This window comes from Gordonia sp. (in: high G+C Gram-positive bacteria) (genome assembly GCF_020438995.1).
In the GTDB taxonomy this organism is placed as follows: Bacteria; Actinomycetota; Actinomycetes; order Mycobacteriales; family Mycobacteriaceae; genus Gordonia.
In genome coordinates this window covers 1-5,975 of sequence record NZ_JAGQTN010000080.1, presented here as the reverse complement: position 1 = coordinate 5,975, position 5,975 = coordinate 1, and the positions used below count along the sequence as shown (strand labels likewise).

Sequence of the window (5,975 nt, the reverse complement as noted above, 5' to 3'; positions counted from 1 at the left end):
GTCGTCGTTGCCGTAGACGTCGTTTTATCGGGCGCAGACGTGGCGGAGGCCTGCTCGGGGGTCTGCTCGGGAGCGGGCTGGGGACCGTGCTTAGCTCTCTTGGCGGGTGCCGGAGCACCGGGGCGCGGCGTCGGCGGGCCGGGCCGGGGGTGGCTCGACCGCCGGACCTGCGACGACGTGGGCCGTGCGACACCGGCGGCGCGGGCCGACCGCAGCACCGATGTCGGCGCCTCGGCGACGACGAGACCGGCGCTGCGCATGACGCGGGCACCGGGTGCGCCGTCGCGCAACTGGTCGGGTTCGTCGTCGAGGATCGTCTCGCCCAGCCCGATCTTGCGCTGCACCGTCTGCATCCAGCGCGGAGCCCACCAACAGTCGTCGCCGAGCAGCTTCATCGTCGCCGGTACCAGCAGCATGCGGATCACGGTCGCGTCGAGGATGAGCGCGGCGATCATGCCGAACGCGATGTACTTCATCATCACGATCTCCGACAGCCCGAACGCACCGGTCACGACCACCAGGATCGCGGCGGCCGCGGTGATGATGCGGCCGGTGTGCGCGGTGCCCACCCGGACCGCCTCGGTGGTGCTGGCACCCTTCTGCCGGGCCTCGACCATGCGGGAGAGCAGGAATATCTCGTAGTCGGTGGACAGGCCGAAAATGATCGCGATGATCAGCACGAGCACCGCCGCGAACATCGGTCCCGGGGTGAAGTTCGCGATGTCGGAGCCGTGGCCGTCGACGAAGATCCACGTGAGGATGCCGAGGGTGGCGCCCAGACCGAGCGCGGTCATCAGCGCCGCCTTGATCGGCAGGATCAGCGATCCGAACGCCAGGAACATCAGCAGGCCGGTGATCAGCACCAGCAGCACCGTCATCAGCGGCAGCCTGCTCATCAGCGCATCCATCGAGTCCTGGGTGAGGGTGGGCGTTCCGGCCACCCACATCTGCAGACCCTTGGTGTCGATGGCCCGCAGATCCTTGATGGCCTCGGCGGCGGTGGTGCGGTCCACTAGACCGGCCGACATCTCCAGGACCGCCGGACCGTTCTCGCCGTACTGGCCGGTCTTGTCGCCCTCGGCGTTGAACTTCTTGGTGAAACCGGGGATCGCGTTGGCCTGGTCGGCGATCGAGCGCAGTTTGCCGGTGAGTTCCTGGTCGTTGGCGTCGTAGGCGATGACGAGCTTGATTTCCTCGGTCCGCTGCGCCGGGAACGCCTTGTCGAAACTCTCCTGCGCCTGTCGGGACTCATTGCCCGGCGGCAGATAGGACTCGCTGATGCCGCCGAACTTGATGCCCGCGAACGGCACGATCAACACCAGCAGGAGCAGTACCACCGGGACGGCGGTGGCGATCGGATGCCGCATCACCCGGCCGGCCAACTGCCCCCAGAAACCGTCCTCGATCTCGGCCTTGGTCTTGGTGCGGCGCAGGAACGGCAGGCTGAGCGCGTCGACACGAGGTCCCAGGATGGCCAGCGTGGCGGGCAGCACCGTGATCGACAGGAGTGCGGCCAGCGCCACCGACGCGATCGCGCCGTAGGCCACCGACTTGAGGAAGCCCTGCGGCATGATCAACAGACAGGCGAGTGCCGCGACGATGATCGTCGCCGAGAACACGACGGTCTGACCCGCGGTCATCACGGTTCTGCGGACCGCGGCCTCCGTCGAATAGCCTTCGGCGAGTTCCTCGCGGAACCGGCTGACGATGAACAGGCCGTAGTCGATGGCGATGCCCAGGCCGATCAGCGTGACCACCGACTGGGCGAAGATGTTCAGGTCGGTGGTCAGGGCCAGGATCTTCATGATGCCCAGCGAACCGGCGATGGTCAGGCCGCCGATGAGCACGGGCAGCACCGCCGCCACCGCACCACCGAACACGAAGAACAGCATGAGGGCGACCAGCGGGAGGGCGATGAGCTCGGCGCGGTGGATGTCCTCGTCCATGCCACGGGCCATCGCGCCGGCGATCGGTTGCAGACCGGCGGTCTCGAATCCGGTTCCGGGAAGGTCGAATCGTTCGGCGATGCCGGTGAATTCGTGTTCGACCTTCTTGAAGTTCTCCAGGATTTCGGTGTCGTTGTCACCCTTGATGCCGATGGAGATGAATGCCTGCGTGCGGTCCGCCGAGAAGAGTTGTTCCTCTTTCATTTTCTGGGCGGCTTGTGCGGCGGGCGTGGAACCGACCGGCTGGAACGGGTCGAAAATGCCCGGATCGTCGCGGCCGACGACGTCGGGATTCTCGTCGACGAGGGTATTGACGAACTTCTCGACCTTCGCCCCGAACGCCTTGTCGTCGACTCTGGTGCCCTTCGGGGGCGTGACCAGCACGATGACGTCGGATTTATGGTCGCGTCCGAATGCCGTGTCGGCGATCTCCGAACCCTTGACCGACTCGGACGTCGGGTCGAACCAGCCGCTCTGACTGAGGTGTTTGCCCAGGTCGAGGCCGAAAAGGCCGAGGCCACTCATCATCAGGATGAGTACGGCGATCACCGCATACCGCAGCCGGAAGACCATGGTGCCGATGGCTCCGAACACTCCCGGCTCCTTCCACGTGACGATCGGGTCTCAAAACATTGAGCGTACGTCTATCGGCACGATTGTTTCAGCACCGCCTGAGTTGTCGCTGAGTTGTGGCGGCCCGGAAACTAGCGCAACAGGGCGCGCAGCGGCCGGAACGGGGTGAGCCAGGCGCCCTCGTCGGGCAGCGAATCGAGACCGATTCGGGGCAGCGGTTCCCTGAATACGCCGTCGATATCCTCCAGATCGATGAATTCCAGGCCTTCGGAGGACAGCGCCCAGCTCGCGTGTTCGCGGAAGCCGACGACGGTGACCGGGATCCCCTCAGCGGCGAGCGCGAGAAGTGGCTCACGAAATGCCTGTCCGTCGGCGGATGCGACGACGACGCCGGCCAGTCCGGTGGTGGCGCGGCGCAGTTCGATGTGTGCGAGCATGTCCGCGTCGACGTCGCTGTCGTCGGTCAGTTTGGGCTTGGCGAACACCGCGAAACCGACATTGCGCAGGGCGTCGACCCAGGGCCGCACCACCTCGGCGCTGCCGGGGGCGATGTTGGTGAACACTGTGGCCTCGGGCTCCGGCGTGATGCCCGAGGTGCCGGCGATGGCGTCGGTGCGGCGCAGCAGCCAGCGGCCCAGGGCGTCGAACCGGGGCCGGTAGGCGGCGGTGGGGCGGCCGCCGATAATCGCGCCGAGCCCCATGTCCATGTTGGGTGCGTCCCAGACCAGCAGCATCCGCGGCGCCGCGACCTGACCGGAGATGGCGTCACCGAAACGTCGTGGCCCGTCGGCGGCGCGGCCGTGGGATGCGGCGGTTTCGTGGTCCGGCGAGTCGTGATCAGCCATGTGCGCGAGGTTCCTGATTCTTTGCCGGTCTCACCCGTCCTGGAGCGGCCGGGTGTAGACGAACTCGTTGATCCTGCGTCCGTCCCGTTCGGCGCGGCCCTCGAACTTGGTGGTCGGCCGGGTCAGGGACAGCGGGGACTCGGTGGTCAGCGGTATGACGTGCGGCCGGTCACGATCCTGGGTCGCGAGAATCTCGGCGATCCACACCGCGTAGTCGGCGTGGTCGGTCGCGATGTGCAGGATGCCACCGGGCCGCAGCCGGTCGGCTATCAACTCGATAGTGCCCGATTGCAGGAACCGGCGCTTGTGATGGCGGGATTTCGGCCACGGATCGGGGAAGAACACCCGCACCCCGTCGAGCGTCCCGGGTGCGATGAGTTCGGTGAGCACCACCATCGCGTCGCCGCGGATCAGCCGGACGTTGGTGAGTCCGCCCCGGTCGATCAGCCCGAGCAACTGCGCCAGACCCGGTTTGTAGACCTCGACGGCGATCACGTCGACGCCGGGTTCGTCGGCGGCCATCGCGGCCGTGGACACGCCGGTGCCGCTGCCCACCTCCACGACCTTGGGCGCATCGCGGCCGAACAACGCGGTCAGGTCCAGTTGCGGCTGCGGGATGCGGTTGCGGCCGATCTCCAGATCCTGGCCGAGTTTCGGCCACAGTTCGTCCCAGTTGCGTTCCTGACCGGCCGTCAGGGTGCCGCGCCGGAAACGGAAACTCGTCACCCGCGGGAACAGGCGGCTGCGGTCGACGTCGTCGCTCGACGACACCTCGGCGGAAGGCGTCTGCGACGGGGTGTCGGGGTCGGGCTGGGGTTCGGGGTGCTGCTCGCTCACCCGGTTATCGTGCCAAGTTATCCACAGATGCGCCCGAGGGGGTGCCGCGGGGCGCCGGATGCGGGCTACATTCGACACCCAGAGTGGCAGAAACGGCGGTGCCGGTGTGCGTCTGACCACCGTTGGGGACACGATCGGGGGATTCGTTGGGTTCGGGGGATTGGTTGCGTGAGGATGTGTCTGCCGAGCATCGCCGGCGGGCTCGTCCCCGGTCTGCCGGGCCGGACCGTGCCGTGCATCCGGCGCTCGCCGATGCCGTGCGCGAGAGCCGGCGGCCCGTGTCGGTCGCGGTCACCGGACGTCCGGGGACAGGGCGTTCGACGATGGTGCGGGCCTTGCGGCGCCGCCTGTCGATCGATTCGCGGGTACTGCCGGAGGTGGCCGTCGACGCATCTGTGTCCGGGCCGGGCATGTCGGGACCGGATCTGTGGTGTCACGTGCTGTCGGGGCCGCCGCGTGCGGCCGACCGGCGGGTCGTCGATGCCTTGCCGGTCGATCGCATCGTCGTGGTGCTGACCAAGGCGGACGTGTACGGACCCGTCCCCGACCCGGGACCGGTGCCGGTGTTCGCACCCGATGCCGTCGTGACGGCGGCGCGCTGTGCCCGTGAACTGGACCGTCCGGTGCATCCGGTGTCGGCGCTGTGGGCGGTCGCCGATCCGGGCCGGCCTCAGCTGGAACTGCTGGCGGCGCTGGCCGCCGCGGGTGAGACCGTTCCGGAACTTGCGGGTCACTTCACCACCCCAACAGGTGTGAGAGACATCGGCCCGGGAGATGAGGAGAAGCTGCGGATCGGCCTGCTGCGGAGCATGGACCGCTGGGGTGTCGAGTTGGTGACGCGAGAACTGGCCGCCGGGCGGATCGGTCCCGACGTCGCGCAGATCGCGGGACTGTTGCACGCCGCGAGCGGACTGGGTGCGCTGGCTGGGGTGATCACCGCATGTGCGCCTGCCGTCGCCGCGGCCCGCGACCGTCGTCTGGGTGCTGTCGCAGAGCGGATCGCGGCCCGCGGTGACGAGCGGACCGCAGCTGAACTCCTCCTCGCGGGCCTGGGTCGGGCCCGGTGACCGCGACTCTGGATACGGAAACGATTGCGGAGATCCGTTCGGTGACCGGCCTGGACGTGTCGGAGCTGGCGACGCCGGGGCGGACCGGTACCGTCGCCGGAGTCGGCGGCACCGGAGTGTCGAGCCTCATCAGTGCGTGCACTCAGGTCGCACCGCACCTTGAGCTGCGGGAATGGCAGGACGGGTCAGACGCGGACCCGCATCCTGCGGTGGCGATCCTCGTTGTGGACCCGTCGGCGGCGGTGGGCGAGGAAGAGGTGGCACTGCTCGCCGCGCTGCGCCGGGAGGCCGGTGTGGTGGCGGTGGTGTGCAACAAGATCGACGTCTATTGGGATTGGCCCATGATGCTGCGCCGGATCCGGTCCGTTCTCGATCCGGCAGGGCGGTTGCCGCTGTTCGGGGTGGCCGCCACCGCCGGCGGCACGGGGATCGCCGCGCTGACCGAATGGCTGACGACGGTGACATCGGCACCCGCCGGGACGCGCTACAGGCTTCGGCAGTCGGGCGTTGCGCTGGCGGCGGTAGACGCTGCCGGTACCCCGCCGCCCGACGAATCCGTTCGGCTGCGAGACCTCGGCGAACAACGGCGCCGGACGGTGGCGGGCCGCGATCGCGGGCGGGCCGAACGGTATGCGGCGGCCCGGATCGAGTTCGCGTCGGCACGAGCCGAGGTGATCGAGGAACTCGGCGCGACAGTGCGGTCCCTG

Annotated in this window: 4 protein-coding genes and 1 pseudogene; 2 read left to right on the top strand and 3 right to left on the bottom strand. The window is 68.4% G+C overall.

Annotated elements, in window-relative coordinates; genetic code table 11:
- From KDB67_RS06955 to trmB, 3 genes are all read right to left on the bottom strand, one after another.
- On the bottom strand, positions 1 to 2,540 hold a 2,540-nt coding region (locus KDB67_RS06955), incomplete at its 3' end, for an MMPL family transporter (RefSeq protein ID WP_291014059.1).
- Between the two features lie 110 nt (positions 2,541 to 2,650).
- On the bottom strand, positions 2,651 to 3,253 hold the full coding sequence (locus KDB67_RS06950; RefSeq protein WP_291014063.1) for an NYN domain-containing protein: 603 nt from the start codon (positions 3,251 to 3,253) through the stop codon (positions 2,651 to 2,653).
- A gap of 141 nt (positions 3,254 to 3,394) precedes the next feature.
- On the bottom strand, positions 3,395 to 4,135 hold the full coding sequence (gene trmB / locus KDB67_RS06945) for a tRNA (guanosine(46)-N7)-methyltransferase TrmB (RefSeq protein ID WP_291014061.1): 741 nt from the start codon (positions 4,133 to 4,135) through the stop codon (positions 3,395 to 3,397).
- A 299-nt stretch (positions 4,136 to 4,434) separates the two neighbouring features.
- On the opposite strand from trmB, the gene KDB67_RS06940 reads away from it, so the two are divergent.
- Positions 4,435 to 5,268 (top strand): hypothetical protein, encoded by an 834-nt coding sequence (locus tag KDB67_RS06940; protein ID WP_291014057.1) that lies wholly within the window; start codon positions 4,435 to 4,437, stop codon positions 5,266 to 5,268.
- Positions 5,265 to 5,975, top strand: a pseudogene (locus KDB67_RS06935) (hypothetical protein); the annotation flags it as partial. The gene KDB67_RS06940 and the pseudogene KDB67_RS06935, both read left to right, overlap by 4 nt.